This is a genomic window from Microbacterium maritypicum (assembly GCF_041529975.1).
Taxonomy (GTDB): Bacteria; Actinomycetota; Actinomycetes; order Actinomycetales; family Microbacteriaceae; genus Microbacterium.
Genome location: NZ_CP168030.1, coordinates 378,123 through 401,959 on the forward strand (window position 1 = coordinate 378,123; position 23,837 = coordinate 401,959).

At 70.6% G+C, this 23,837-nt stretch carries 21 protein-coding genes; 15 read left to right on the forward strand and 6 right to left on the reverse strand.

Going from position 1 to position 23,837, the window contains the following annotated elements; genetic code table 11:
* Nucleotides 1-55 precede the first annotated feature (55 nt).
* Nucleotides 56-1,264, forward strand: a complete 1,209-nt coding sequence (locus ACCO44_RS01860; protein ID WP_372468068.1) for a hypothetical protein — start codon at nt 56-58, stop codon at nt 1,262-1,264.
* 56 nt (nt 1,265-1,320) lie between these two features.
* Here the strand turns inward: ACCO44_RS01860 and ACCO44_RS01865 are convergent, their stop codons facing one another.
* A complete protein-coding gene (locus ACCO44_RS01865) occupies nt 1,321-1,764 on the reverse strand; it encodes a hypothetical protein (RefSeq protein WP_105710655.1) in 444 nt (147 codons plus the stop codon).
* A gap of 275 nt (nt 1,765-2,039) precedes the next feature.
* Here ACCO44_RS01865 and ACCO44_RS01870 point away from each other — a divergent pair, with 275 nt between their 5' ends.
* The 8 genes from ACCO44_RS01870 to ACCO44_RS01905 all read left to right on the forward strand — a co-directional run bounded on the left by ACCO44_RS01870 (nt 2,040) and on the right by ACCO44_RS01905 (nt 13,062).
* Nucleotides 2,040-3,215 (forward strand): ROK family transcriptional regulator, encoded by a 1,176-nt coding sequence (locus ACCO44_RS01870; RefSeq protein ID WP_372468070.1) that lies wholly within the window; start codon nt 2,040-2,042, stop codon nt 3,213-3,215.
* Nucleotides 3,216-3,297: 82 nt separating this feature from the next.
* Nucleotides 3,298-4,785, forward strand: coding sequence for a M81 family metallopeptidase (locus ACCO44_RS01875; RefSeq protein ID WP_372468071.1), 1,488 nt, complete (start codon nt 3,298-3,300; stop codon nt 4,783-4,785).
* A gap of 155 nt (nt 4,786-4,940) precedes the next feature.
* Nucleotides 4,941-6,749, forward strand: a complete 1,809-nt coding sequence (locus ACCO44_RS01880) for a peptide ABC transporter substrate-binding protein (protein ID WP_029261397.1) — start codon at nt 4,941-4,943, stop codon at nt 6,747-6,749.
* Nucleotides 6,750-6,761: 12 nt separating this feature from the next.
* Complete coding sequence (locus ACCO44_RS01885; RefSeq protein WP_081859906.1) at nt 6,762-7,781, forward strand: ABC transporter permease; 1,020 nt, start codon at nt 6,762-6,764, stop codon at nt 7,779-7,781.
* Nucleotides 7,778-8,656, forward strand: coding sequence for an ABC transporter permease (locus ACCO44_RS01890; RefSeq protein ID WP_231481714.1), 879 nt, complete (start codon nt 7,778-7,780; stop codon nt 8,654-8,656). The genes ACCO44_RS01885 and ACCO44_RS01890 overlap by 4 nt, the downstream gene beginning before the upstream one ends.
* Nucleotides 8,653-10,320 carry an ABC transporter ATP-binding protein gene (locus tag ACCO44_RS01895; protein ID WP_372468072.1) on the forward strand — a complete coding sequence of 556 codons (1,668 nt, stop codon included), beginning with the start codon at nt 8,653-8,655 and terminating at the stop codon, nt 10,318-10,320. The genes ACCO44_RS01890 and ACCO44_RS01895 overlap by 4 nt, the downstream gene beginning before the upstream one ends.
* Nucleotides 10,317-11,270 (forward strand): ROK family protein, encoded by a 954-nt coding sequence (locus tag ACCO44_RS01900; RefSeq protein WP_372468073.1) that lies wholly within the window; start codon nt 10,317-10,319, stop codon nt 11,268-11,270. Before ACCO44_RS01895 ends, ACCO44_RS01900 begins: the two co-directional genes overlap by 4 nt.
* Before the next feature lie 271 nt (nt 11,271-11,541).
* Entirely contained in the window at nt 11,542-13,062 is a 1,521-nt protein-coding gene (locus ACCO44_RS01905) for an SDR family NAD(P)-dependent oxidoreductase (RefSeq protein ID WP_372468075.1), read from the forward strand.
* Between the two features lie 149 nt (nt 13,063-13,211).
* Here ACCO44_RS01905 and ACCO44_RS01910 read toward each other — a convergent pair whose 3' ends face one another.
* Nucleotides 13,212-13,550, reverse strand: coding sequence for a helix-turn-helix domain-containing protein (locus tag ACCO44_RS01910; RefSeq protein WP_029261403.1), 339 nt, complete (start codon nt 13,548-13,550; stop codon nt 13,212-13,214).
* 77 nt (nt 13,551-13,627) lie between these two features.
* On the opposite strand from ACCO44_RS01910, the gene ACCO44_RS01915 reads away from it, so the two are divergent.
* On the forward strand, nt 13,628-14,284 hold the full coding sequence (locus ACCO44_RS01915; RefSeq protein ID WP_372468077.1) for an FMN-dependent NADH-azoreductase: 657 nt from the start codon (nt 13,628-13,630) through the stop codon (nt 14,282-14,284).
* 179 nt (nt 14,285-14,463) lie between these two features.
* On the opposite strand, the gene ACCO44_RS01920 is transcribed toward ACCO44_RS01915, so the two are convergent.
* Entirely contained in the window at nt 14,464-15,531 is a 1,068-nt protein-coding gene (locus ACCO44_RS01920) for a HAMP domain-containing sensor histidine kinase (RefSeq protein ID WP_105710662.1), read from the reverse strand.
* A 10-nt stretch (nt 15,532-15,541) separates the two neighbouring features.
* Entirely contained in the window at nt 15,542-16,213 is a 672-nt protein-coding gene (locus tag ACCO44_RS01925; protein WP_372468079.1) for a response regulator transcription factor, read from the reverse strand.
* A gap of 87 nt (nt 16,214-16,300) precedes the next feature.
* Between ACCO44_RS01925 and ACCO44_RS01930 the strand changes: the two genes are divergently transcribed.
* From ACCO44_RS01930 to ACCO44_RS01950, 5 genes are read left to right on the forward strand one after another with little or no spacing between them, the layout of a single operon-like run.
* Nucleotides 16,301-16,981 (forward strand): M15 family metallopeptidase, encoded by a 681-nt coding sequence (locus tag ACCO44_RS01930; protein ID WP_372468080.1) that lies wholly within the window; start codon nt 16,301-16,303, stop codon nt 16,979-16,981.
* Complete coding sequence (alr, locus tag ACCO44_RS01935) at nt 16,978-18,102, forward strand: alanine racemase (RefSeq protein ID WP_372468081.1); 1,125 nt, start codon at nt 16,978-16,980, stop codon at nt 18,100-18,102. The genes ACCO44_RS01930 and alr overlap by 4 nt, the downstream gene beginning before the upstream one ends.
* Nucleotides 18,099-19,049 carry a D-alanine--D-alanine ligase gene (locus tag ACCO44_RS01940; protein WP_372468082.1) on the forward strand — a complete coding sequence of 317 codons (951 nt, stop codon included), beginning with the start codon at nt 18,099-18,101 and terminating at the stop codon, nt 19,047-19,049. The genes alr and ACCO44_RS01940 overlap by 4 nt, the downstream gene beginning before the upstream one ends.
* Entirely contained in the window at nt 19,046-20,086 is a 1,041-nt protein-coding gene (locus ACCO44_RS01945) for an acyltransferase family protein (protein WP_372468083.1), read from the forward strand. Before ACCO44_RS01940 ends, ACCO44_RS01945 begins: the two co-directional genes overlap by 4 nt.
* 40 nt (nt 20,087-20,126) lie before the next feature.
* A complete protein-coding gene (locus ACCO44_RS01950) occupies nt 20,127-20,516 on the forward strand; it encodes a VOC family protein (protein WP_029261411.1) in 390 nt (129 codons plus the stop codon).
* On the opposite strand, the gene ACCO44_RS01955 is transcribed toward ACCO44_RS01950, so the two are convergent.
* Together ACCO44_RS01955 and ACCO44_RS01960 are read right to left on the reverse strand one after the other, a co-directional pair.
* Nucleotides 20,503-22,170 carry an ATP-binding cassette domain-containing protein gene (locus ACCO44_RS01955; RefSeq protein WP_372468084.1) on the reverse strand — a complete coding sequence of 556 codons (1,668 nt, stop codon included), beginning with the start codon at nt 22,168-22,170 and terminating at the stop codon, nt 20,503-20,505. The genes ACCO44_RS01950 and ACCO44_RS01955 overlap by 14 nt on opposite strands.
* Complete coding sequence (locus ACCO44_RS01960) at nt 22,167-23,828, reverse strand: ABC transporter ATP-binding protein/permease (RefSeq protein ID WP_372469437.1); 1,662 nt, start codon at nt 23,826-23,828, stop codon at nt 22,167-22,169. Before ACCO44_RS01960 ends, ACCO44_RS01955 begins: the two co-directional genes overlap by 4 nt.
* Nucleotides 23,829-23,837 lie beyond the last annotated feature (9 nt).

The following is a 23,837-nucleotide window of genomic DNA, read 5'->3' on the forward strand; positions in this document are numbered from 1 at the left end:
CTCCGGTCGTCGCCGCGCATTCCGCGCACCCACCCAGAAGAAAGAGAGACGATCCATGTCCCGACCCCGCAGCCGCCTCGCGATCGGCGCCCTCGGCGTGATCGCCGCCGTGGCGCTCGCCGGATGTGCGACCCCCGGGCCCGCCGCCGAGAACACCGCAGGCGCCGCACCGGAAGCCCACCACGAAGGCGACACCCGCATCGCCGTGACCTACGACGGCGGTGTGCTCGTGCTCGACGGCGAGACCCTCGACACCATCGGGCAGGTCGAGCTCGGCGGCTTCCTGCGCGTCAACGGCGCCGGCGACCACGACGGGCACGTCTTCGTCACCGCCGAAGACGGCTTCCACGTGCTCGACTCCGGCCTGGCATCCGGCACCGTCGAGCTCACCGGCGAGGTGTTCGACGCCGAAGCCGCGGGCCACGCAGTCCCGCACGCCGGACGCACGGCCCTGTTCGACGACGGCACCGGCGAGGTGCGGATCTTCGACACGGATGCCGTCGGCACCGGCACCCTTCCCGAGGTGGACACGATCACCTCGGAGGCCGCCCACCACGGTGTGGCGCTCGAGCTCGCCGACGGCAGCATCCTCTCGACGATCGGCACGGCCGAGGCGCGCAGCGGAGTCCGTCACCTCGCGGCCGACGGCACCGAGCTCACCCGCAACGAGCAGTGCCCGAGCGTGCACGGCGAGGGCGCGCTCAAGGGCGAGGTCGTGATGTTCGGCTGCGACGACGGCGTGCTGCTCTTCGACGGCGGCGTCTTCACCAAGATCGACGCCCCCGACGAGTTCGGTCGCACCGGCAACGCGTACGTGAGCGACACCAGCGCGATCGCCTTCGGCGACTACAAGACCGACCCCGATCAGGAGGGCTACCTGCTGTCGCAGCTCGCGCGCATCGACACCGCGACGCAGACGATGTCGATCGTCGACCTCCCGGAAGGTGTGGAGTACACCTGGCGCGGGGTGGGACGCGACGGACACGACAACGTCGTGGTGCTCGGGGCCGACGGCAGCCTGTCGCTGCTCGACGAGTCAGGCGAGCTCGTCGACGCCTGGGATGTGATCGATCCGTGGGAGAGCCCGACCGAGTGGCAGCAGCCGCACCCGGGCCTGCACGTGGTCGGCGACATCGCCTACGTGACCGAGCCGGCGAAGGACCGCATCCTCGCGGTCGACCTGCACACCGGTGAGGTGTCGGCCGAGGCGACCCTCGACGTCGTGCCGAACGAGTTCGTGGTGGTCGGCGCCGCCGGACACTGAGGGAGATCAGGAGGGCGGGTCCGTACGCACGGGCCCGCCCTCCTTTCGTGCCGGATTCAGTCCGACTCGATACTCAGCACCGTCGTCCGCATGCCGTCGGACTCGTACTGCACCGGCATCCCGGGGTGATCGATCGAGAACCAGAAGACGCCGTCGTCGGTGTCGTACCGGCGGCAGGTGAGCTGCCCGAGGGGCGTCGACAGTGTGACGGTCGACACGCTCGTCGTCCCCGCGTCGAAGGCGGCATGTCCCTGCAGCTCGGCCCAGGTCACGCGGTTCGAGACGACGGCCTTCGGGTCTGCGGCGGCCCAGCGGTCGAGGGTCGCGCCCTCGTCGTCGGTGTCGCGGAAGCGGTTGACGTGTTCGCCCAGCGGGCCGTCGGGCCCCTCCAGGAGCAGCCGGATCAGCTTCCCCGATCCGGTGGCATCGCGGATCTCGGCGGCGGTGAAGGGCGTCGGCAGGAGTCCGGGGCCGAGCAGGTACGGGTCGGGTTCGGTCATGCGTCCAGTCTGCGCCCTGTGCCGTCTGCACCGCCCGCACCCCTTCGCCGAGTCGAGTGCACGGCGTGCTGCCGAGTGCACGGCTTGGTGCCGAGTGCACGGCGCGTTCGCGTGAAGATCCCGTGCACGGGGCCGCATCCCATGCACTCGGCGGAGGGCGGGAGTCGAACCGGGAGTCGAACCGGGAGTCGGAGCGTGACGCGCAGGGGGTGACACTCCTCCAGTCCTGGGGCTATCTTTGTTTGACTACCGAAACAAGATGATTCGAGGACACCGTGGCGCCGGCTACCCAGACCGTACATTCCGAGGGTGAGATCTTCCGGCTGGTGCGCACCGGGGCGGCCCAGTCCCGCGCCGACCTCGCCCGCCTGACCGGACTCTCCCCCTCGACCGTCGCGCTGCGCGTCGAAGAGTTGATCGCCCACGGCTACATCGAGGAGAACGGCGAGGGCGAGTCGCGCGGCGGCCGTCGCCCCCGCGTGCTCACGGTGAAAGCAGGCGGGAGTGTGGTCGCCGGAGTCGAGCTCGGCGAGCAGCACGCCACGGTGGCGCTGTTCGACCGGCGTGCCGAGGTCGTCGCCTCGACCGTCGCGCAGGTGTCGCTCCTCGACGGCGTCGAGAGCGTCGTGAACCAGGTGTGGGAGTGCGCGCGCACGCTCGCGAAGGACAACGGCGGCCTCACGGTCGAGGGCATCGCCATGAGCCTGCCCGGCCCCGTCGACTCGCGCACCTCGCGCCTGCTGGCGCCCATGCGCATGCCCGGTTGGAACGGCGTCGACGTGGGCGAGGTGCTCGGCTCGGTCACCGGGCTCCCGTTCCTCATCGACAACGACGCGAACGCCATGGCCGTCGGCGAGTTCATCGAGCGCGGTGGCGAGCAGGAGCAGCTGGTCTTCGTGAAGGCGGGCAGCGGCATCGGCTGCGGCATCATCCTCGACGGTGCCGTCTACCGCGGGTACCGTGGGGTCGCCGGCGACATCAGCCACGTCGCGCTGCACAACGCCCCGCCCATCATCTGCTCGTGCGGTCGGGTCGGCTGCCTCGACGTGGTCGCCAGCGGTGCGGCGATCGTGGATGCGCTGCGCGAGTCCGGCGTCGCGGTGGAGACCCTCGACGACGTGCTCGCGCTCGCGCAGGACGCTCACCCCAAAGCCACCTCCGCGCTGCGCGAGGCCGGCGCGCGCACGGGCGAGGTGCTCGCCACGATCATCAACTTCTTCAACCCGCAGGCTCTCGCGCTCGGGGGGCGACTGGCCACGGCCGACGCGTTCGTCGCCGGCGTGCGACAGGCGCTCTTCACCCTCTGCCTGCCCATGTCGACGGATGCTCTCGAGATCGGCGTGAGCCGAGCCGGCGCGCTCGCCGGTGCGCGCGGTGTGGCCTGGGAGCTGCTGGAGCGGATGCTCGACCCGGCCAGGATCGACGAGGAACTGCGCAAGACCGCCGCGTAGTAGCTTCGATTATCGGCTCAAGTTCGCGACCATGCGGAACAAGATGCTGATTTTGGTTCGAGGTCCGATCTAGACTCGGAGTATGACCGAGACGTCCCCGCTCCCGCGCATCGCCATCGCCGGCATGGCCATCGAGTCCAGCACCTTCTCGCCGCACCGCGCCGGTGAGCGCGACTTCCTGCGCGTGGAGGGTGAAGAGCTCATCACCCGCTACGACTCCCTGCGCGACGGCGACATGCGTGACCGCGCCGCGTGGCTGCCGGTCTACTACGCCCGATCGATCCCCGGCGGCGCCGTGCTGCGCGAGGTCTACGACAGCATCAAGGCGCGCATCTGCGACGGGCTGCGGGCCCTCGTGGCCGACGGCGAGAAGCTCGACGGCCTCTTCTTCGACATCCACGGGGCGATGAGCGTCGAAGGCATGGACGACGCCGAGGGCGACCTGATCACCGCGATCCGCGAGGTGATCGGCGCCGACGTCGTGGTGTCGGCGTCGATGGACCTGCACGGCAACGTGTCGCGCACCCTGATCGAGAACGTCGACATCATCACCTGCTACCGCCTGGCTCCGCACGAAGACACGTGGGAGACCCGCGACCGCGCGATCCGCAACCTCGTCGAGGCGCTCGAGAGCGGCGTCACCCCGCGCCGCGCCTGGGTGCGCGTGCCCATCCTGCTCCCCGGTGAGAAGACCAGCACCCGCGTGGAGCCGGCGAAGAGCCTGTACGCCCGCATCCCCGAGATCGAGGCGCGCCCCGGCATCACCGACGCCGCGATCTGGATCGGCTACGCCTGGGCCGACGAGCCCCGCTGCCACGCGACCGTGGTCGTGACCGGCACCGACGATGCGGCGACCGCGCGTGCGGCGGAGGAGCTCGGTCGTGCGTTCTGGGATGTGCGCGACGACTTCGAGTTCGTGGGCCCTCCCGGAACCCTCGACGAGGGTGTCGCGGCCGGCCTCGCCGCCACCGACACCCCGTACTTCATCAGCGACTCGGGCGACAACCCCGGCGCCGGCGGCACGGGCGACGTCACCTGGACCCTCGCGCAGCTGCTGCAGAAGCCCGAGCTCACCTCCGACGACGCCCCGGTCACGCTGTGCGGCTCGGTTTTCGACAAGGGGGCGCTCGACGTCCTCCGCGGTCACGCCGTGGGTGAGCGGGTGTCGGTCGAGGTCGGCGCGCGCGTCGACAGCGGCCCGCACGGACCGGTCCTCGTCGATGGAGTGCTGCACAGCCTGCACGAGGGCGATGTGGATGCCGGCGGAATCGCGGTCATCCGCGTCGGCGGCCTGCACGTGATCGTCACGGAGTTCCGCAAGGCGTACCACGACGTCTCCGACTTCACCTCGATCGGACTCGACCCGGTCGCCGCGCAGATCGTCGTCACCAAGATCGGCTACCTCGAGCCCGAGCTGTACGCGATCATGCGCGGCTGGACGCTCGCTCTCACTCCGGGCGGGGTGGATCAGGACCTCGAGCGGCTCGGTCACCACCGCATCCAGCGCCCGATGCATCCGTTCGACGCGTTCGATGAGGTGCCGGATCTCGCGGCCGAGATGGTCGGCTGACACGCTTCCGCAGCTTTTCGCCGCAATCAAAGAAAGTTAGTTACTTAAACGTAACAAGACCGTCTTCTGCCCTGAACTTAGTTCGGGCATGATTCAAAGTACGTCATAAATCGGACGAACGCCTTGGTTGCGAGGCGTTGAACAAGGAGGTTTACATGCGATCTCAGTCGCTGCGCCGCCGGCTGCTCGCCCCCCTGGGTGCGCTCGCCGTCGCGACGCTCGCCCTCACCGCCTGCCAGGCCGGCGCCACGGGCGACACCGGCTCGGGCGAGAAGGACACCGTCAGCTTCGCGCTGCAGGTCGGCACCGGACCCAACTGGATCCTGCCGATCTCGTCGCCCGACAAGATGGCCACGCACAACAGCGCCATCAAGGCGACCATGTGGCCGCGCCTGTTCGAGTACAACGGCGTCGACGGCGAGATGGGCTGGGACGAGCTGGCCTCCGCCGCCAAGTCCTACGAATTCTCCGAGGACCGCAAGACCATCACCATCACGCTGAACGACCTCGACTGGTCGGACGGCGAGCCCGTCACCTCGCGCGACGTGGAGTTCTGGTACAACCTGGTGCGCTTCAACGGCGAGAAGACCGGTGGTTACTCCGCCGGCCTGATGCCCGACAACATCACCGAGTTCACCACCATCGACGACAAGACGTTCTCGCTGACGATGGACAAGGTCTACAACGAGGAGTTCCTCCTCGGCAACCAGCTCAGCCTCATCTACCCGATGCCGCAGCACGTCTGGGACAAGACCAGCGCTGACGGCGAGATCGGCGACCATGACCGCGACCAGGCCGGTGCGACCGCGGTGCTCGACTACCTCTTCTCCGAGGCCGAGGACATGAAGACCTACGCCACCAACGACCTGTGGAAGACCGTCGCCGGTCCCTACACGGTCAAGAGCTGGTCGGACTCGGGCCTGGTGGAACTCACCGCCAACAAGGAGTACACCGGCGAGGACAAGCCGAGCATCGAGAACGTCGAGTTCCTGCCGTTCACGTCGGCCGACGCCGAGATGAACGTCGTGCGCTCGGGTGACGTCGACTACGGCTACGTCACGAGCTCGCAGCTCACGAACGAGAAGCAGTTCACCGACCTCGGCTACAGCATCGAGCCGTGGGCCGGCTGGTCGATCACGTACATGCCGTACAACTTCGCCAACCCGGAGAAGGGCTCCTTCTACAAGCAGCTCTACGTGCGCCAGGCACTGCAGCACGCCATCGACCAGGAGACCATCTCCGAGGTCGTCTGGCACGGTGCCGCGACTCCCGACTACGGTCCCATCCCGCAGACCGCGGACTCCAGCGGACTGTCCGACGTGCAGAAGGACAACCCGTACCCGTTCGACCTGAAGAAGGCCGAGAAGCTGTTCACCGACAACGGCTGGGTCAAGGGATCCGACGGCACGCTCGAGTGCGCCGAGGCCGGCGCGGCCGAGGGCCAGTGCGGCGAGGGCATCGCCGCGGGTGACAAGGCGGAGATCGTCGTCACCACGCAGAACGGCTCGCAGGAGACCGACAACATGATGGCGGAGATCCAGTCGTCGCTCGGCAAGATCGGAGTCAAGATGACGATCGACTCCAAGCCGCTCGACACCGTCCTCACGCAGGCGCAGGAGTGCAAGACCGGCAGCTCGTGCACGTGGGAGCTCGTCTTCTTCGGCACCGCGGGCAGCTGGTACTTCCCGCCGTACGCCACCGGTGAGCGCGTCTTCGCGAAGGACACCAAGTGGAACGCCGGACAGTACGACAACCCCGAGGCCGAGGAGCTCGTCCAGGCGATGGCCTTCTCGACCGACCCCGAGATCGCGAAGAAGTACTCCGAGTACCTCGCCACCGACCTCCCGGTCATGTGGATGCCGAACCCGGTGTACCAGGTCTCCGTCGTCCGCGACGGACTCGACATCGCCCACCAGGACCCGGGCGCGTCGTTCCTTCCCCAGCGTTGGTCCTGGACCAAGTAACGAGCAGGTGACATGAGCGTGGTGGAAGCAGCGCAGAACGCGCAGCAGAAGAAGGAGAGGGCCGGCGGCCCGCGGTTCTGGTGGTACCTGTTGCGACGGGTCGGCCAGGGCGGGATCGTCATCCTCATCGTGACGCTGATCGTGTTCGCGCTGCTCCACCTCGCGATGCCGCAGGGGCCGGCCGCCGGCATCCTCGGCATGCAGGCATCGCAGGAGCAGATCGACGCCTTCAACAAGGAGAACGGCTTCGATCTGCCCCTGTGGCAGCAGTACTTCAACTTCCTGCTGCAGCTCGTGCAGGGAGACCTGGGCGACTCGTTCAAACTGAACCGACCGGTGGCGGATGCCATCGGCCAGCGTCTTCCGAAGACGCTGATCCTGGCCCTCATCTCGATGCTCTTCGCACTGATCATCGCGATCCCGATGGGCATCTTCCAGGCCGTGCGCCGCGGCAAGGCCGCGGACTACGCGCTGACCACCTGGAACTTCATCGTCTACTCGACGCCGTCGTTCTTCCTCGGCCTGATCCTCGTGATCGTGTTCGCCCAGTGGCTGCGGCTCGTGCCCGCCCAGGCGCCGCAGGGTGAGACCGTCGGCGACGTGCTGGCGAACCCGGCCGGCCTCGTGCTGCCGGTGCTCACCGCGGCGCTCGGCATCATCGCGACGTTCTCGCGGTACATGCGCTCCGCCACGATCGACAACCTCTCCGAGGACTACGTCCGCACCGCCAGGGCGAAGGGCACCTCGGTGCCCGTGGTGATCACCCGCCACGTGGTGCGCAACTCCCTGACCCCCGTGATCGCCATGCTCGGCTACTACCTGCCGGTCATGTTCGGCGGCATGATCGTCGTCGAATCGCTCTTCAACTACCCCGGCATGGGCCTGCTGTTCTGGACCTCGGCACAGACCTCCGACTACCCCGTGCTGATCGGCTGCATCCTGGTGATCGCGCTCGCGACGGTCATCGGATCGCTCCTCGCCGACATCATCCAGGCGCTGCTCGATCCGCGCACCCGAGAGGAGCTCTCGTGAGCACCACGACCATCGTGATGCGAACGCTGACCCCGCGTCAGCGGGGCACGCGCCGCTTCCTGCAGAACAAGCTCGCCGTCTTCGGCATCGTGACCATCGTGCTGTTCCTGCTCTTCTGCTTCCTGGGTCCGCTGATCCACCCGACGGACCAGATCCACACCGACCTGCGCAGCACCATGCTGCCGCCGGGGAGCCCCGGCCACCCGCTCGGCACCGACGACGTCGGCTACGACGTGCTCGGCCGGCTCATGGTCGGCGGGCAGATCTCGATCCTGATCGGCCTCGCCGCCGGCATCCTCGCCACCGTCATCGGCACCCTCTGGGGAGCGATCGCCGGCTACGTCGGCGGTGCCGTCGACACCGTGATGATGCGCGTCGTCGACGCCGGCATCGCGATCCCCGCGACCTTCCTGCTGCTGATCCTCTCGGCGATCCTGCGCCCGAGCGTTCCGCTGATGATCTGCGTGATCGGCCTGGTCTCCTGGCTCGTCCCGGCTCGTCTCGTGCGCGCCGAATCGATCTCGCTGAAGTCGCGCGAATATGTGCTGGCCCTGCGGGCGATGGGTGGCACGCACTCCCGCGCCGTGCTCAAGCACATCGTCCCCAACACCGTCGGCACGATCGTCGTGAACGCCACGTTCCAGGTCGCCGACGCCATCCTGCTCGTCGCCTACATCTCGTTCCTCGGCATGGGGCTGCAGAAGCCGGCGACCGACTGGGGCGCCATGCTCACCAGCGGCATCACCTACACGTACGCGGGTGCCTGGTGGTTGATCTTCCCCGCCGGATTCTGCATCGTGCTGACCGTCTGCGCCTTCAACAGCATCGGCGACGGCCTGCGCGACTTCTTCGACGTGAAGGGGCGTGCCGCATGAGCGACGCACTGCTGGAGATCTCCGACCTCACGGTCACGTTCCGCACGGAAGACGGGTCGGTCGAGGCCGTGAAGGGCATCGACCTCGAGGTGCGCCCCGGCGAGGTGCTGGCGCTGGTCGGCGAGTCCGGTTCGGGCAAGTCCGTCACCGCCATGGCCATCCTGAAGCTGCTGCCGCGCTCGGCCACGGTCACCGGGTCGATCAAGCTCGCCGGGCGCGAGCTCCTGCCGCTCGCGGAAGCCGAGATGAACGCCGTGCGCGGTGCCGAGATCTCGATGGTGTTCCAGGAGCCGATGACCGCGCTCAACCCGAGCATGCGGATCGGCGACCAGATCACCGAGGCGATCCTCAACCACCGCACCATCTCCAAGGCGGAGGCCTGGGGGCGTGCGGTCGAGATGCTCCGGCGCGTGGGCATCCCCGAGCCCGCCCGTCGGGCGAAGAGCTACCCGCACGAGATGTCCGGTGGTCAGCGTCAGCGTGTGGTCATCGCGATCGCCCTCGCGTGCGAGCCGCAGCTGATCATCGCCGACGAGCCGACGACCGCGCTCGACGTGACCGTGCAGGCCGAGATCCTCGACCTGATCCGCGGCCTCGCGGCCGAGTCGGGGACCGCGTTCCTGCTCGTCACGCACAACATGGGCGTCGTCGCCGACATCGCCGACCGGGTCGCGGTGATGTTCCGCGGCACCATGGTCGAGGTGGGCGACACCCGCACGGTGCTCACCGCGCCGCGAGAGGACTACACGAAGAAGCTGCTCAGCGCCGTGCCCTCGCTGCCCGACCTCGCGAGCGTGATCGAACGGGAGCCCGAGACCGAGGTGCCCGCCGCGGTGCTCGAGCTCGATGCCGCCAGCGTCACCTATCGCCGCGGCGGACGACCGTTCCTCGCGCTCGACGGCGTGAGCCTGCGCATCGCCCCGGGCGAGATCCTGGGCCTCGTCGGCGAGTCCGGATCGGGCAAGTCGACCCTCGGACGCGCGGCACTGGGGCTTCTGCCCCTGTCGAGCGGGAGCATCACCCTGTTCGGCGAGAAGGTCGGACGCGGTGGCGTCTCCGGGCGTCGGGAGCGCGCACTGCGCGGTCGCGTCGGCGCGATCTTCCAGGACCCGGGCTCCAGCCTCGACCCGCGCATGACCGTCGGCGAGGCCATCGCCGAACCCCTGCTCGTGCAGCGGCGGCGCTTCCCGACCTCGGCGAGCACGCGTCGCACCCGCGTGGCCGAGTTGCTCGACGCCGTCGAGCTGCCCACGAACTACGCCTCCCGCTACCCGCACGAGCTCTCCGGAGGGCAGCGTCAGCGCATCGGTCTCGCCCGCGCCATCGCCCTGGAGCCGGAACTGATCATCGCCGACGAGCCCACCTCGGCGCTCGACGTCTCGGTGCAGGCCGCGGTGCTCGAGGTGCTGCGCACCCTGCAGGAGAAGATGCACTTCGCGTGCCTCTTCATCAGCCACGACCTCGCCGTGGTTCACGAGATCTCCGACCGGGTCGCCGTGATGCTCAAGGGCGAGATCGTCGAGACGGGCTCCGCCGACGACGTGCTCCTGGCTCCGCAGCATCCGTACAGCCGACGGCTGCTGGCCTCGGTACCGGTTCCCGATCCCGACAAGCAGGCGCTGCGGCGGGAGGCCCGTGCGGCCGCCCGGGTGATGGCCCCGTGACCGGGGGAGAGCCGACCCGATCGACCCTTGTGCACGGTGCGGGCCCTGTCGTGCTCGGGCTCGACGTCGGCGGATCGAGCGTCAAGCACCTGCTCGCGCCGGCGCGCATCTCGCTGGACGCACCGCCGACGCCCCTCGCCCGCGGCCGCCACGCGACGCCCAAGGACGCACCCGTGGACGGGCTCGCCGCCATCGCGAACTCGCTCCGGGGGGATGCCGACCTCGAACGCGTGGTGCTGTCGATCCCCGGATTGGTCGACGAGGCGGAGGGAGTGGTCGTGCGCTCGACCAACATCCCGGCGCTCGACGGCCGCCCGCTCGGCGCACAGCTCAGCGCGGAACTCGGCATCCCGGTCGACGTCATCAACGACGGTCACGCCGCCGCGGTCGCCGAGGCCTCGTGGGGCGCGGGCGCCGGTGTCGACGACGTCTTCGTGCTCGCGCTGGGCACCGGGATCGCGGGCGCACACGTGGCGCACGGACAGGTCGTCCCCGGAGCGCACGGCTCGGCCGGCGAACTCGGACACATCACGATCGAACCCGACGGCAGCATCTGCTCGTGCGGACGCCGCGGCTGCCTGGAGACCATCATCGGCGCACCCGCACTGCGGCGGGCGTGGGCCGCGGTCGGCGGAAAGGGCGGTCCGGAGGGGCTGCTGGCGGCGAGCAGCGAGGGGGATGCGGTGGCGACCGCGATCGTGGAGCGGGCGTCGTCGGCGCTCGCGGAGGCGATCCTCACCCTGTGTGCCCTCGTCGATCCGGGGTGCATCGTGATCGGCGGCGGCCTCGCGCAGGCGCCGCACCAGCTCGTGACGCTCGCTGCGCGCTACGTCGGCGAGCGCGCCTCGTTCCACCGTGTTCCGCCCATCGTGCCGGCCACGCTCGGCGAGTGGGCCGGGGCGAACGGCGCCGTGCTCACCGCGCTCCGTCGCCAGCGCGCCCTCGTCTGACGGGCCGCGACGCAGCGCCGCGCCGCGCCGCGCTGCGTCGCGCCGCGTCGCGAGGCGCCGCCGCACATCACGCCGAGTGCACGGGTTCCTGCCGAGTGCACGGCTTGCCTGCGTCGACAGGCCGCGCGCTCGGCGACAAGCCGTGCACTCGGCAGCGGGACAGCGGGACAGCGGGACAGCGGGACAGCGGGGCAGCGGGACAGCAGGCGCGGCGGGACAGGGCGGTGCTCAGCGGGGCGGATGCCCAGGACACTCGCGTAAAATCAGCACAATGACCGACGCCCCCTCCGACGCTGCACCCGACCTCGGACCGGGCGTCGACCCCGACGATCTCGCCACGACTCTTCGCGTGCTGGCCGAGCTGCACCAGATCGACAACGAGCACCCGGACTTCGTCGCCGTGCGCCACGCGACCGCGGCCATGTTCAAGGCCGTCAAGCGCGTGCGCCGCAAGGAGATCCGCGACGCGATCGCCGAGGCCGACAGGGCCGTCGTCGCCCGCACCGCCACCGGAGCGCCCGACCGCATCGACGACGAGACCCGCGGCCACGACCTCGCCACCAGCGTGGTGGACGCCCCCATCGCCGGCGAGCTGCTGAAGCCCCGCAACTGCTACATCTGCAAGCAGCCGTACACGCAGGTCGACGCCTTCTATCACCAGCTCTGCCCGGACTGCGCCCGCTTCAGCCATGGCAAGCGCAACGCCCGCACCGACCTCACGGGCAAGCGCGCCCTGCTCACGGGCGGCCGTGCCAAGATCGGCATGCACATCGCGCTGCGGCTGCTGCGCGACGGCGCGCACACCACGATCACGACGCGGTTCCCGCGCGACGCCGTTCGCCGCTTCTCGGCCCTGCCCGACTCGGGCGACTGGCTGCACCGCCTGCGCGTCGTCGGCATCGACCTGCGCGACCCCGCCCAGGTGATCGGCCTCGCCGACTCGGTCGCGGCTCAGGGTCCGCTCGACATCCTCATCAACAACGCCGCGCAGACCGTGCGCCGCTCACCGGGTGCGTACTCGCTGCTGGCGGATGCCGAGCTGCAGCCGCTGCCCGACGGACCGCTTCCCGAGATGGAGACCTTCGGGCACACCGCCGACCCGCACCCGCAGGCGCTGCAGGCCTCGGTCGACGCGCATCCGCTCCTCTCGGTCGCGGCCCTCGGCGGCACGGTCGCCGAGCAGGGCGGCCAGGCGCTCACGGCCGAAGACCTCGCGCGGCTCGCGATGGCTCCCGGATCGTCGTCGCTCGAGAAGCACGCCGACGGTACCGCGATCGACGCCGGCGGACTCGTGCCCGACGTGAACCGCACCAACAGCTGGGTGCAGTCCATCGAGCAGGTCGATCCGCTCGAGATGCTCGAGGTGCAGCTGGCCAACACGACGGCGCCGTTCCTGCTCATCAGTCGTCTGCGTGCGTCGATGGCGGCATCCGATTCGCACCGCAAGTATGTGGTGAACGTGTCGGCCATGGAGGGGCAGTTCTCCCGCCGCTACAAGGGTCCGGGGCACCCGCACACGAACATGGCCAAGGCCGCGCTCAACATGCTCACCCGCACCAGCGCCGGCGAGATGCTCGAGAAGGACGGCATCCTCATGACGGCCGTCGACACCGGATGGATCACCGACGAGCGCCCGCACCACACGAAGGTGCGCCTGGCCGAAGAGGGGTTCCACGCCCCGCTCGACCTCGTCGACGGTGCCGCCCGCGTGTACGACCCGATCGTGCGCGGCGAGGCCGGCGAAGATGTGCACGGCGTGTTCCTGAAGGACTACGAGCCCAGCCCCTGGTGAGGTGCGCGGCTCGCGTCTCGCGGGTCATCCGTCGGGAGTTCCCACGGATGTCGGGCGGAAACTCGGTCTTCCGACCTGCATCCGTAAATTTTCCCGACAAACGGTTCGACTGAGGGGCGGCGAAGCTGCGGCCCAGTGCGGATGCCGCGTCAGTGTGCGCGCTCGGCGAGGTTGGCGGATGCCCAGCGGCCGAGCTGGTCGAGGATGGGCAGCAGCCCCTCGCCGCTGGAGGTGAGGGCATACGACACCGTGATCGGCGGCCCGGCGTCGACCGTGCGTGCGACGAGACCGGCGTCGGAGAGTTCTGCCAGGCGGTCGGAGAGCACGGTGTCGCTGATGCCGGCGACGGAGCGGCGCAGGGCGACGAAGGTCGAAGGGCCGCCGCCGAGTGACGAGACGATCATGCCGTTCCACCGTTTGCCGAGCACGCTGAAGGCCAGTGTGACGGCGGCGTCGCACACCTGACGTTCTTCTTCGACCTCGGCCATGCACACATCCTACCCGTGCTACGTTAACCGGTGTCGCTAATAAAAACCTAGCGACTACGAAAACGAGAGGTAGGCCCATGTCCCTGTTCCGCCTGGATGCCAGCATCCTTCCCGCGTCGTCCGCCAGCCGCGCGCTCGCCGACCTCGTCGAGGCCGAGTGGACCGCGTCCCACCCCGACTCGACCGTCACCCGCCGCGACCTGGCGAGCGACCCCGTGCCCGCGACCGCCTGGGCGGATGCCGTCACCGGCGGCTTCGTCGACGAGGCCCAGCGCACCCCCGCGCAGAACGATGCCCGTGCGCTCGCGACCTCGTTCGCCGACGAGCTGATCGGCGCCGACGCCCTGCTGTTCGCCGTGCCGCTGTACAACTACGGCGTCTCGCAGCACTTCAAGACCTGGTTCGACCTGGCCTACACCGACCCGCGCATCGACCCGACGGGCACCGCGCTGAACGGCAAGCCCGCGACGCTCGTCACCGTGCTCGGCGGCAACTACGCAGAGGGCTCGCCCAAGGAGGGCTGGGACCACTCGACCGGCTGGCTGCGCCGCGTGCTCGAAGACGTCTGGGGCCTCGACCTGCGCGTCGTGCAGCGTCCCTTCACCCTCGTCGGCGTGAACCCGGCGCTCGACGCGTTCACCGACACGGCGCGCGAGCTCAAGGAGAACGCCGAGGCCGACGCCCGCACCTTCGGCCGCGAGCTCGCCGCGACGCGCGACCCCCGCGTGGCCTGACCCGGCCAGGGTCCGGCATCCGCCGGTCGCAGCATCCGTCCGGTCCGGCCCCCGTCCACTTGTCGGGAGAATGTCCGGATGTCGGACCGGAAACCGCGTTCCGGTCCGACATCCGTGAAAAGTCCCGACAGATGAACGGCGGGACGGCGGGGCGCCCGAACCGCCGGAACCGCCGTCGGTCAGGCGGGAGGCGCCGCCGGGTACGGATGCGGCAGCCACACCGTCACGATCAGACCGCCGTCCGGGCGCGGGGTGAGCACCAGGGTGCCTCCGTGCGCCTGGGTGATGCGGTCGACGATCGCGAGGCCCAGTCCCGCCCCGGCATGGTCATCGCCACGGGTGCGCTCGGCGCCGCGCTGGAACGGCTCGACGAGGGTCGCCACGAGAGGCGCCGGCAGCACCTCGCCGGTGTTCTCGACCACCAGCGCTACCGCCTGCGGCATCGAGTGCGTGCGCACGGCCACAGCCCCTCCGGCGGGCAGGTTGTGCACGATCGCGTTGAGCACGAGGTTCGTGACCAACTGCGGCAGCAGCGCCGCCGACCCGAGTACCGGCGCGGGTGCACCGCCCACCTCGACGGCCACTCCTCGGCGGTCGGCGAGCGGCAGCAGCGCCTCCACCGCCCCTTCGGCGAGCAGGGAGAGGTCGACGATCTCGCGCGGGAACGTCCTGCGGTCGGCGCGGCTCAGGAGCAACAGGGCCTCGGTGAGCTCGATCGCCCGGGTGTTCACCTCACGCAGGCGGGCGATCAGGGCGTCGACATCGCGGTCCGGGTCGGCTTCGGCGACCTCGAGCAGGGTCTGCGAGATCGCGAGCGGGGTCCGCAGCTCGTGCGAGGCGTTCGCGGCGAACCGCTGCTGCTCGGCGACGTGCGCCTCGAGCTGCTCGAGCATCGAGTCGAAGACGTCGGCCAGGTCGCGGAACTCGTCGCGGGGGCCGGCGAGCGACACGCGGTGTGACAGGGATCCCTGCGCGGCGAGCCGGGCGGCGTCGCCGATGCGGTCGAGCGGCGCCAGCATCCGTCCGGCCAGCAGCCACCCGGCGCCGAGGCCGAATGCGAGCAGCACCAGCATGACCATCGAGGCCACCGGCACGAACGCCCGGCTGAGGTCGCCGCGGTTGGGGAAGAAGTCGACGGTGTCCGGCACGTAGCGCAGCAGGAACAACCCGACCGCGGCGAGGAGCAGACCGCCGGACACCACCACGATCACCGCGTAGCTCAGCGTGAGCTTGAGGCGGGCGCTCATCCCGCGGCGCCTAGGCATCGGCATCCGTCCCGATCCGGTACCCGACACCCGGCACCGTGAGGATCAGCCACGGCTCGCCCAGGCGCTTGCGCAGCGACGACACCGTGATGCGCACGGCATTCGTGAACGGGTCGGCGTTCTCGTCCCAGGCCCGCTCCAGCAGCTCTTCGGCGCTGACCACCCCGCCCTCCGCGTCGACCAGCACCTCCAGCACGGCGAACTGCTTTCGGGTAAGCGCGACGTAGCGGTCGTCGCGGTACACCTCGCGGCGGAACGGGTCCAACCGCAGCCCGGCGACCTCGAGCACCGGCGGGCGGCTGCGCTGACGGCGGCGGTCGAGGGCGCGCAGGCGCAGCACCAGTTCCCGCAGCTCGAACGGCTTGGTGAGGTAGTCGTCGGCGCCGATCTCGAAGCCGCTCGCCTTGTCGTCGAGCCGGTCGGCGGCGGTGAGCATCAGGATCGGGATGCCGCTGCCGGAGGCCACGATCCACCGGGCGATGTCGTCGCCCGACGGGCCGGGCACGTCGCGGTCGAGCACGGCGATGTCGTAGGAGTTGATGCTCAGCAGCTCGAGCGCGGCGTCGCCGTCGCCGGCGATGTCGGCCGCGATCGCCTCCAGGCGCAGCCCATCACGGACCGCCTCGGCGAGGTAGGGCTCGTCCTCGACGATCAGCACACGCATGGCTGAGATCCTACGCAGTGCGGCATATCGGGAGCATATGGAAAAGCGCATACGCCCTCGCAACCGGCGTGCTTCTTCACTGGAAGCATGAACACCCGCACCACCTCCCGCTCCCCACGAATGCGCCGTCGTCGGCTCGCCGTCACCGCTGCCGCCCTCGCTCTCGCCGTGATCGTCGCGTTCGCTGTGCAGCAGTCGCTGTCCGTGGCCTTCGCCGATGCCGCCCGCCCCGGCACCCTCCCCGTGCCGACCGACCGGCCCGCCGAGGGCGGAACCGCCGGCACCGGCACCGGCTCGGTCATCACCCCGAGCGAGGCCGACGGCGTGATCCGCGACGGCGACCAGCCCACGGTGTTCGACGTCGACCGGGTCGCGGTCGGCAACCTCGACCCCGCCCTGCTCGCGGCTCTGCAGCGTGCCGCATCGGATGCCGAAGGCGACGGCGTCACGTTCCGTGTGAACAGCGGATGGCGCACCCCGGCGCTGCAGGAGCGGATGCTGCAGGACGCGATCGTCCAGTACGGCTCGGAGGCCGAGGCCCGGCGCTGGGTGGCCACGGCCGAGACCTCGGAGCATGTGACCGGTGATGCCGTCGACCTCGGCCCGCTGCCCGCGCTCGACTGGCTCACACAGCGGGGGTGGCGCTACGGGCTCTGCCAGATCTACGCCAACGAGACCTGGCACTACGAACTGCGTCCGGATGCCGTCGACGAGGGCTGCCCCGAGATGCTCGCCGACCCGACCGTCGACCCGAGGACGAAGCGATGACCACTCTGCTCACCCCCGAGCGCGTGACGCTCTCGCGCCTGCACGCGCCGACCCTGCAGACGATCCCGGATGCCGTCGCCGAGAACCTGCGGCGGGTACGGGCCGCGACGACCGCCCGCATCATGGCCGTGGTGAAGGCAGATGGCTACGGGCACGGAGCCGTCACCGTCGCGCGGGCCGCGGTCGATGCCGGTGCCGACTGGCTCGGGGTGACGGATGTGGCCGAGGCCGTCGCCCTCCGCGACGCCGGGCTCACGGTGCCGATCCTCTCCTGGTTGAACCCCTCCGGCGTCGACGCTGCCGCCGCAGCCGAGCACCGCGTCGACATCGCGGTCGGCTCGATCGAAGAGCTGCGGCAGCTGATCGCGGATGCCGCGGATCCGGTGCGCGTGCACCTGCAGCTCGACACGGGCATGGCTCGTGGGGGCTCGCCGCTGGAGGAGTGGCCGGAGTTGCTCCGGCTGGCGCGCACGGGGCGGGGGCGGGTGGAGGTCGTCGGGGTCATGGGGCATCTGCCGCGGGCGGACGAGGCCGATCCTGCAGCGAACGCGGCGGCGGTACTGCGTCTGCGGCAGGGGAGGGACGCCGTGCTGCGCGCGGGTTTCGGCCCGGTGCTCGTGCATCTCGCCGCGACCTCCGGTGCGCTGACCGATCCGGCGACGCACTTCGACCTGGTGCGGGTCGGCGCGGGGCTGGTCGGGGTCGACCCCTCCGAGACCACCGTCCTCGCCGGGGCGTCGCGGTGGACCGCGCCCGTGGTGCACAGCGCACTCGTGCCGGCGGGGACCGCGGTCGGCTACGGCGGTGCGCACACCACCGACCGCGAGACTCATCTGAGCGTGGTCGGGGTCGGGTACGCCGACGGCATTCCGCGCGAGCTGGCAGCCGGCGCCGGGGTGGAGATCGCGGGGACGCGGCATCCGATCGTGGGGAGGGTCTCGATGGACCAGATCGTCGTCGACACGGGAGCGGTGCTGTTCCCGCGCGGAGCGGTCGCGACCGTGTTCGGGCCCGAGGGCGGAGCCGTGCCGTCGGTGCAGGAGTGGGCGCGGTGGGCGGGCAGCATCCCGCACACGATCGTGACCGGCATCGGCGCACGAGTTCAGAGGAGCGTGGCATGACGACGAAGGTGCTGGTCATCGGGGGCGGACAGAACCCCGAGCACGAGGTCTCCCTGGCTTCCGCGGCGGCGGTGGCCGCGGCGCTGCGGATGGGCGATCACGACGTGACGACCGTGACGATCGACCGCGACGGGATCTGGCGCGTGGAGGGACGGCCGAACGGGGGATCGGCGGCCGAGTCGCTCGCGCTCGCACTGCCGCTGCTCACACGCACGGACGTGGTGTTCCCGGCCGTGCACGGCGCTCTCGGGGAGGACGGCGCGCTCGCGGCGCTGTGTGCGCTCGCCGGAGTGCGGGTGGTCGGATCGGGGCTGCGGGCGGGAGCCATCGGCATGGACAAGTGGACGACCAAGCTCGTCGCGGATGCCGTGGGTCTCGGCACCGCCCGCGGCCGACTCGTCGCCGCCGACGACATCGGTGACGTGGAGTTCGAGGGGGAGGTCGTCGTCAAGCCGGTGTCGGCCGGTTCGAGTCACGGTGTCGGCCTCGTCACGGAGGAGGGGCAGCTGCTCGCGGCGCTGCGGGAGGCGGCGCGCTTCGACCGGCGCGTCCTCGTCGAGGAGGTCGTGCGGGGGCGCGAGGTCGACGTGGCGGTGCTGCGCGAGAAGGGTGGCATCCGGTGGGCGGCGCCGCCGCTGGAGATCCACGCGACCGGGCTGTTCGACACGGCAACGAAGTACGACGGCAGCGCGCGGTTCACGGTGCCGGCGCAGCTGGATGCCGCCGAGACGGCCGCGCTCAAGCGGGCGGCGATCGCCGTGTTCGATGCCCTCGGGTGCGACGGCGTCGCGCGCATGGACTTCTTCCTCACCGAGCGGGGGCCGGTGCTGAACGAGGTCAACACGATGCCGGGGCTCACCGCCGCCTCGCAGGTGCCGCGGATGTTCGCCGCGGCGGGTGTGACCTACGTCGACCTGGTCTCGCGACTCGTGCGCGCGGCCTCGTGACCGCGCCCGCGCCCCGGGTCGGATGGCCGGATGTCGCGAAGGGCATCTGCATCCTGCTCGTCGTGCTCTGGCACGTGGTCACGAAGGTCGTGGTCGGCATCCCCGGCGCCGGAGCGGTGACGGATGCCTGGGTGATGCTCAACGCCCAGCTCCTGCCGCTGCGCATCCCGCTGTTCTTCCTGGTCTCCGGGATGTTCGCGGCGCGGGCGGTGCTCGCCGGGGACGGTGCCTCCTGGCGACGTCGGGCCGGCCGGCTCGCGCTGCTCTACCTCGTCTGGGTGCTGATCCAGACGGCCGTGCTCGCGCTCGCACCGGAGTTCGACACGGCGCGGGCGACCAGCGGGTGGGAGCTGCTCGCGCAGCTCACCATCAGTCCGACGAACCTCTGGTACCTGCTCGCGCTCGCCGTGTATCTCGCGGTCGGGCGGCTGACGCGCGGGCTCCCGACCGCCGCCGTGCTGTCGGTGGCGTTCGCGATCGCCGCCGTCGCCGGGGCGGGTCTCCTTCCCGATCTCGGCAACCTGTGGCAGCTGGTGCAGAACCTGTTCTTCTTCCTCATCGGGCTGCGGCTGCGGGCGATCATCGAACGCTTCGCGGCGAGGAGCGGGGTCGGTGTGCTGCTCGCGCTCGCCGCCGGGTACGCGGGGGCACTCGTCGTCGTCTCCGTGCTCGGCATCCGCCTCGTGCCCGGAACCTGGCCACTGCTCTGCCTCGTCGCGGTGGCATTCGGGGTGTCGCTCAGCGTGCTCATCGACCGGCATGTCGAGGTCGTCGCGCGGCCGCTGCGGTGGATCGGCCGACGGACCCTGCCGATCTATGTGCTGCACATGATGCCGCTCGCGCTGATCGATGCGGGGCTGGATGCTGCGGGGTGGCGGACGACGCCGGTGCTCGAGACCGTCGGACCTCTTGTGCTGACGGCGGTGGTGATCGCCGTGTGCCTGGCGGTTCACGCGCTGCTGGTGCGCATCGGACTCGGGGCACTGTTCGATCCGCTGCGGGTGACCGATCGGCTCACGACCCGCGTCCGGCGATGACCCCCTCGACAACCGCGGGGCGACGGCGGACCATGGAGTCATGGCGGCCTTCACAGCGGACAACGCATTCAGCGGTTTCAGCGTCGACGACATCGACGCGGCGAAAGAGTTCTACGGCACGACCCTCGGCCTCGACGTCGAGGTCAACGCGATGGGGTTCCTCGACCTGCGGCTGCCGAGCGGCGGGTCGATCCTCGTGTACGCGAAGCCGAACCACACGCCCGCGAGCTTCACGATCCTGAACTTCCCGGTCGCGGATGTCGACGCCGCGGTGGACGAGCTCATCGCGCGCGGCGTGCAGACCAAGATCTACAGCGACGAGGAGTTCCCCTCCGATGCGCGCGGCATCGTCCGCGGCAACGGACAGGGCCCGGACATCGCGTGGTTTCGCGACCCGGCCGGGAACGTGCTCGCGGTCATGCAGGCCTGACGCGGAGTCGGACGACGCGGGGCAGCCGCTCCAGCGTCTCCCTCCGATGCGAGGCGACGAGCAGTGTGCCGTCGAACTCCGCGAGCACGTCCGAGATCCGCGCCTCGGTGTCGGGGTCGAGGCTCGCGGTGACCTCATCGACGACGAGGATCCGCGGGTCCCGTACCAGCGCTCTGGCGAGGGCCAGCCGTGCACGCTGCCCCCCGGAGAGGCGGACTCCGTGCTCGCCGATCCGGTCGTCGAGCCCGATGCCGTCGTCGACGCCCACCCGCGCGAGGGCTTCCTGGAGAACGGTGTCCTCGCGGTACTCTGTGCCGCGGAGCAGATTGTCCCTGACTGTCCCGTAGAACAGTCGCGCATCCTGCTCCACGAAAGCGACGGCGCGGCGGAGATCCTCGTCGGCGATCTCGGGAAGCGGATGCCGACCGCCGTCGGTGTCGACCAGGGAGATGCTGCCGGACGAGGGATCCCAGAGGCGCGCGGCCAGGGCGATCACCGTGCTCTTACCGGCACCTGATGCTCCGGCGAGACCGACGTGCTCTCCCGGAGTGACCTCCATCGACCAGTCACGCAGCGCGTCCGTCTCGTCGTCGTACGAGAAGGAGACCGCGTCGAAGCGGATGCCGAGCGGACCGTGCGGGAGCGGGTGCGGCTCGAGGGCCATCGTCACGACGGCCGGACGGGTGAGCGCCGCTGTCACGCGCCGGGCACTCGCGGTGAGCGGGTGCAGCTCGGTGAGGGTGTGGCTCGCCTCGCCGATGGCGGCCACTCCCGCGATGCCGAGGGCGATGACGGCGGGAAGCATCCCGGCGATCTGCGGGCTCGGCGTGCGCGCATCGGCTCCTCCGCTCGCGACGACGGCCGCCAGCAGGATTCCGATGACGACCGCGGTGAGCACGAGTTCGCGGGCGCCGTCGACGGCCTCGCCGAGCAGCGCTCTGCGGAGCGAGGTGCGGGCGGCGCGACGCGTGCGGGCCACCGTGTCGCGCACGATCCTCGCCCGCAGTCCGTAGGCGAGGATCTCGCGCATCGCACCGAGTGCGTCGACCATACGCTCCGCCTGCTCTTCGCGCTCCGCCTGTTCCGCGGCCCCGAGTCGGCGTACCGGACGGGCGCCCCACAGCGCGGTGGACGCGACGAGCGCGCCGCCGAGCAGGACGACCGCCGACGCGGTGGGCATGACCCACGCGGTTCCGATCAGGGCGACGAGGAACAGCGTGAGCGAGGCGCCGATCTGGGCGATGGTGTGGGCATAGAAGAACTCCAGCTTCTCGATGTCGGTCATCGCCACGGAGGCCGCGCGACCGGAGTGCTCTCGCCGACGACCGGGGACACTCCGGGCGTACGCGTCGAAGAGCGCCCCGCGAAGCCGTGCGAGAACCCGGTACGCGAGCGCATGCGACACGTCCATCTCCCGCCACGTGAGCACGGCGCGCAGCAGCACCAGCACCACGAGCCCCGCCCACCATGCCGCGGTCGGCCAGACGCCGAGCGCGACGGCCTCGCCGACCCCGAGTGCCGACAGCACCGCGATGGCGGCCAGTGCCAACGTGCTCGTCGTGCTGAGCACGTAGATTCCGGCGATCCGCCGCCACTCGGGCCGCAGTGGGGGGAGGAGGGCGGTGAACACAGCCGTGGTCCCTGAAGCCGTCACGTCCGTACCTCCTGCAGCATCCCGGCATCGAGTCGGCGCACCGACGTCACGCGCTCGAGAGCTTCGGTCCGGTGGCTGATCATGAGGACGATCCGCTCCGCGGCGACCCGCTCCAGCGTCTCCGCGACCGTCTGCGCTCCGCGGTCGTCGAGTGCGCTCGTCGGCTCGTCGACCAGGAGCACGGGTCGCTGCGCCAGGAACGCCCTGGCCAGTGCCAGCCGCTGCCGCTGCCCGCCGGAGAGGCTCGTCCCGGCCTCGGAGACCGGAGCGTCGAAGCCACCGGGTATCGCGCGGATCTCGGCCAGGATGCCGGCGGCGGCGCACGCGGCCTCCACCTCGCGGTCGTCGGCTCCGACGAGGTTCACGTTCTGCCGGATGGTCCCCGAGAAGAGCACGGGCCGCTGCGAGACCACGGCGATGTCGCTCGCTCGCAGCGGGAGCCCGTCCAGGTCGATCGTGCCCGTGGTGGGCGTGAGGAATCCGAGCAGGAGATCGAACAGGGTCGACTTGCCCGATCCCGACGCACCGACGATCGCATGCACCGCGCCCACCTCCACCTGGAGGTCGATGCCGAGCAGCACGTCGTGGTCGGCGCCCGGGTAGCGATACGTGAGGTTCGACACCCGCAGCACCCGGGGGGTGGTTGCGACGCCGGAGACCTCGCTCATCGCGCCGGCGTCCGCATCCGCATCTGCATCTGCACGCGATCCGCGGGGGCCGAACGCGCCCAGTGCGACGAGACCCGGCACGGCGGTCAGGCCGAGGAACCCCGCGTGCCAGTGCCGCGAGAGGTCACGCACGGGTCGGAACGCCTCGGACGACAGCAGCAGGATCGCGTAGACCTCGCCCCGGGGCGCGGCGCCGGTCATCACATCCCAGACCGCCACGAAGACGGCCGCGAGGTACCCGGCCTGCACGGCGAAGTCGGTCACGGCGGTCGTCGCCAGAGACGATCGCATCACCCGCTCGGTCGCGCGCCGCAGGGCCTCCGACCGCTCGCGCAGCCGCTCGCGCGTCCCGGTGACATCGCCCAGGGTGCGTAGCGTGGCCATGCCGCGCAACGACTCGAGCAGGTCATCGCCGAGTGCCTCATAGGTGTCCCAGTGGTCTACGCCACGACCTGCGAGCATCCGCTGCCACGCCATCGGGCCGAGCACGGCCACGAGAATCCCGACCGTCACGCAGGCGGCCGCCGGCAGCGAGGCAGCAGCCAGCAGTCCGACAGCCGCCACGCTGCCGAGCGCCAGCAGCACGACCGCGGGGACGTACTTCGACACGTACGCGTCGGTGCCGTCGATCCCCTCTCCCAGAGTCGCCTGCACCGACCCGTCGCGCACCGCGGGGTCGTGCAGCCGGGCGGGCGTGAGCGCCGTGGTGATCGCCCGACCGCGAAGATGCTCACGCACTCGGCCGCCCAGCGCGGCGGCAGAGCCCGCCTTCGCCAGTGACAGGAGGATGCGGATGACGCTCACGGCGAGGATCACCGCCCCGCCGAGGAGCGCTGTGCGCACATCGCCGCCGACGAAAGCCGCCAGCGACACCGCCAGTGCTCCGGCCTGCACGAGATGGGTGGCGAAGACGAGAAGGAGCAGGACGGTGCTTGCGGCCAACTCGCGGGGGAAGGCTCGGGCCTCTCGCCACAGCTCGGGCACGATCATCACGGCGGG